Source organism: Pseudomonadota bacterium (assembly GCA_022361155.1).
Lineage (GTDB): Bacteria > Myxococcota_A > Polyangia > Polyangiales > JAKSBK01 > JAKSBK01.
Genome location: JAKSBK010000139.1, coordinates 1 through 3,631, shown reverse-complemented (window position 1 = coordinate 3,631; position 3,631 = coordinate 1). Strand labels below are relative to the sequence as shown.

General features: G+C 63.3%; 3 protein-coding genes and 2 pseudogenes. 4 read left to right on the top strand and 1 reads right to left on the bottom strand.

The annotated features are described in order from the left end of the window. Positions 1-394: 394 nt before the first annotated feature. The 4 genes and pseudogenes from MJD61_04690 (at position 395) to MJD61_04675 (ending at position 3,255) form a co-directional block, all read left to right on the top strand. Positions 395-472, top strand: a pseudogene (locus MJD61_04690) (prepilin-type cleavage/methylation domain-containing protein). 631 nt (positions 473-1,103) lie between these two features. Further along, a pseudogene (locus tag MJD61_04685) lies at positions 1,104-1,226 on the top strand (prepilin-type N-terminal cleavage/methylation domain-containing protein). A 493-nt stretch (positions 1,227-1,719) separates the two neighbouring features. Further along, positions 1,720-2,631, top strand: coding sequence for a hypothetical protein (locus tag MJD61_04680; GenBank protein ID MCG8554573.1), 912 nt, complete (start codon positions 1,720-1,722; stop codon positions 2,629-2,631). A 42-nt stretch (positions 2,632-2,673) separates the two neighbouring features. Beyond that, a complete protein-coding gene (locus tag MJD61_04675) occupies positions 2,674-3,255 on the top strand; it encodes a type II secretion system GspH family protein (GenBank protein ID MCG8554572.1) in 582 nt (193 codons plus the stop codon). A gap of 4 nt (positions 3,256-3,259) precedes the next feature. Here the strand turns inward: MJD61_04675 and MJD61_04670 are convergent. Then, positions 3,260-3,631 (bottom strand): PEGA domain-containing protein (locus tag MJD61_04670; GenBank protein MCG8554571.1); only part of this gene is annotated, 372 nt, incomplete at its 5' end.

The window sequence follows — 3,631 nt, the reverse complement described above, 5'->3', positions numbered from 1 at the left end:
CGAGCCCTCGGACGCGCCCAAAGCATAGGCTGGCTCGTTATTCGGCGTGGTTTCCCAGGACCACTCGAGCGGCCACGCTCGCACAGCGGAGCACGTGAGGCCTTATTCGCTCGGCCTGCACACTCACTCGCACAGCGACTGGCAAAGCAAGCGGTCGTGGCAAAACAAAAACGCGATCACGGCCGTATACGTCCTAGAACTGGTGCCCTACCCGTTCCGGAGGTCTGAATTGCGCCTAGTATCCCCCACCTCGCTTGCTCGGGCACCTTCTTGTCGATGCCGCGCTGCGCGCGGTCGTGCCCGCGGCCTACCCGGGCAAAAACCCGGATCGGACTTCCGGCCGCGAGCACTACGCTCTCGTGTGCCGCTCGCTGGGTTCAGCCTGGTCGAGCTGATGATCGTGGTTGCCATCGTGGGCATCCTTTCGGCCGTGGCAATCCCTAGCTTCAGCGCCTATCTTATGCGCTCGCGTACCGCCGAAGCCGTGCAGTTCCTGGGCGCGATCAAGCTTCGCCAGGAGGCCTATCGCGCGGAGTTCGGCCAATACTGCGACATCAGCACCTATCATCCAGCCATCGCGAGCCTGGATGGGTCCAACCCGGTTCCCTGGGGGGCCACGCCGGCCGCATGGGACCAATTGGGCGCCACGCCTGACCCGTACGTACGTTTCTCGTTTCGCACGGTAGCGGGAACACCGGCTACTCCACCGCCCGCCGCGCTCGGCTACGACACGTCGAACCTGGATTTTTGGTTCTATTCTCAAGCCGTGGGCGACCTCGACGACGACTCGACCTTGGTGACCTTCGAATCCTACTCCGAATCCAGTCGGATCTGGGTGAGCGACGCCAAGGGCTGGGATTAGGACGCGGTGACAGTTTTTGTCACTGGTCGGGACGACAGCGACGCGGAGTGTCGCCCGTGATCTGGTCCAGGTTACGGCCAATCAGCATTGATACGGAATATTCTGCAACGATTTCAATGGGATTCCCGTGGCGAGGCTCGCTCTCGGTTTTCGGCCCGGAGCTTGCAATAAGAACGCAAAGTTACAGCGGTCGCTCGTGAGCCGCCAACTGCCAAGGAGACAGAGTTTCATGTCGAAGATGATGAAGAGTAGAGAAGGGTTCACACTGGTGGAGCTCATGATCGTGGTTGCGATCATCGGCATTCTGGCCGCGCTCGCGATTCCGGCGTTCGTGGGCTATGTGCGTCGGTCCAAGACCGCCGAGGCCACGGGCAACCTCAACCAGCTGTTCAAGGCTGCAGCGTCGTATTACGAACAGGAGCGCAGCGGCCAAGCAATCACCTCCGCGGCGAGTGTGCACTGCGTCGTCGGCGCAGACGTGTTGACCCCGGCCGACCCCTCTGACGTCAAGCAAGCCTACGTAGCCCCAGCTAATGCCGCGGCCCTGGGGTTCTCCATCAGCGACTTCGTGTACTTCGGTTATGGGCAAGCCGTGGGAATCGGGCTGACCTGCAACGTTCCCAAGAGCACCGCCGCCGTCTACACCTTCTTCGCGGAAGGCGACCTAGACAACGACGGTGTCAACTCCAGGTTCGAGATGGCCGTCGGCTCCAGCGCCGAAAACGAACTGTACCATGGACGAGGCTTCTACATCGTCAACGAGCTCGAATAGCCGATCCGCAGCAACCAGCTTGTGTTAACATGGAAGCTCCCCTTCGCCCTCGCGGTTGGGGAGTTTTCGCTTAAGAAGAGCGCCCGTGGAGAGCCGTTGGCTGCGAACACTGGCGGTGGTCTTGAGTGTCGTGGTCCTTGCTGCGGCGGGGCGTTGGCTGCGCGTTCGCTCCATGCGGCACCTCCTCGCCACCCAGCGCTATGAGAGTGTGTACTTCGTGCCACCCCCACAGTGGCTGCGCGTGTTCTCTCTGCGGCACGACGAAGCGCTGGCCGATCTGCTGTGGTTGAGGGCGCTCATTTACTTCACGGACGAGCTGTTGCATCGCAGCGAAGCGCGCCACCTCGAGAACTACGCCGAGGCCATGTTGGCGCTCGATCCCTACTTCCAGCGTGTCTACCGCTGGGCCGCGGCGGTCGTACTGTATCGGCCTGGCGAGACAAACGCCGAAGACGGCTGGCGGGCGATCGATTTCCTGGAACGCGCGATGAGGCTCTTTCCAGAGGACGGAGAACTGGCGTGGGACCTTGGCGCCACCTACAGCTACGAGCTGGCCCCGTTGCTCAAGGATCCAGTCCAGAAGGCGGAGGTGAAACGCAAAGGCGCCGAGGCTCTACAGATAGCGGTCTTGCGAGGCGCGGGCCCGCCGTGGCTGGCCTTGAGCAGCGCCCGCAATCTGCATCGCCTGGGGCACACGGAGCAGGCGTTACGTCACCTGCAGGAGACCTACGCAGTGACGCGCGATGAGCAGATGCGCGAGCGCTTGGCTCAGATGATCATCCGCCTGAAGTCCCGGGCTCACGCGGAGGCCTTTCAGCACGCCCAGCTCGAGACGGAACGCGGACGCGAGCGGGACTTCTCTTATCTCGACGTAGACATGTACCTGCTGGTGGGCAAACGACCGCCATTCGACGGCAGGGCGCTGCGTGAGAGGGGCTTCGATCCCATAGCTGTACCGCTGCCCCCTTCTGAGTGGAGTCACGTACCAGAGCAGTAGGGCGATTGAAAAGCACCGAGGGTCGTCGCAAACTGCCCGGTCATGGTCTGGTCGCGTGCCAGGAAACCGCGTTTGTGTGGGCTTGCCCGCACCGGAATGACCATGGTCGAGACCGCCCTGCTCATCAGCGTCATCGGCGTAGTCTTGGCCGTGTGGGTGCCGAGGTTCGTGCGCGTCCTGCGCACCAGCAAGGTAGCGGAGGCCAGCGAGCAGCTCGCGATACTGCACCGAGCCGCGGCAGTGTATTACGAGGCATCCCACAGCACGCCACACGGAGTCGTACGCCGGTGCCTGCCCCCCGCTGCAGGGCCAACGCCGCCCCGCCCCTCCACCGTGCCCCGCGACGTGGACTTCGCATCGGAAGCTGCGACGGGCTCGCCCACATGGCGCGCTTTGGGTTATCGCCCCGCGCGGCCGTTGCGCTATCGCTATACGTTCGTGCCCACAAGCGCCGGCTGCGGCCTCGCTCGGGACAGCCAGCGCCCGACGCTCGTCACACTGCGAGCGGAGGGCGACCTCGACGGGGACGGCGAGCTGTCGCTCTTCGAGCGGGAGATCACCCTAGATCCGGAGGGCCGTCTCGTGCCTCTCGGCGGGCTCTTCGTACGGCATCGGATGGAGTGAAGCCCTACTTGCGTGCTTTTAGTTTCAGGATCTTTCGCACGACGCCGCCAGGCTCGATCTCGACGACAAAGGTCTCGCGCACGTCGAAGTCGTCGTTCACCAGTGTCACTCGATGCCTTCCGGCTCTCAACGGGATCCGCATTTGGGGGGTGTTACCCATGAGTTGCCCGTCGACAAAGACCTGCGACCAGGGCTGCGTGTTGACTTGCAGAATCCCGTGAGCCGGTCCCACCGTGGACGAGGCTCTTTTTGCCCGGCCGCTCCGGGAACGGGTGGAACGCGAATGCGCTGCCCGCCCGGCATGGCGCTTGGCATCGGCATGGCGCTTGGCATCGGCATGGCGCTTGGCATCGACAGGGCGCTTGGCATCGACAGG

Bases quoted from the DNA above. Each gene is read 5' to 3' on its own strand.
- MJD61_04675 (MCG8554572.1), top strand. From the start codon at position 2,674: ATGGTCTGGTCGCGTGCCAGGAAACCGCGTTTGTGTGGGCTTGCCCGC.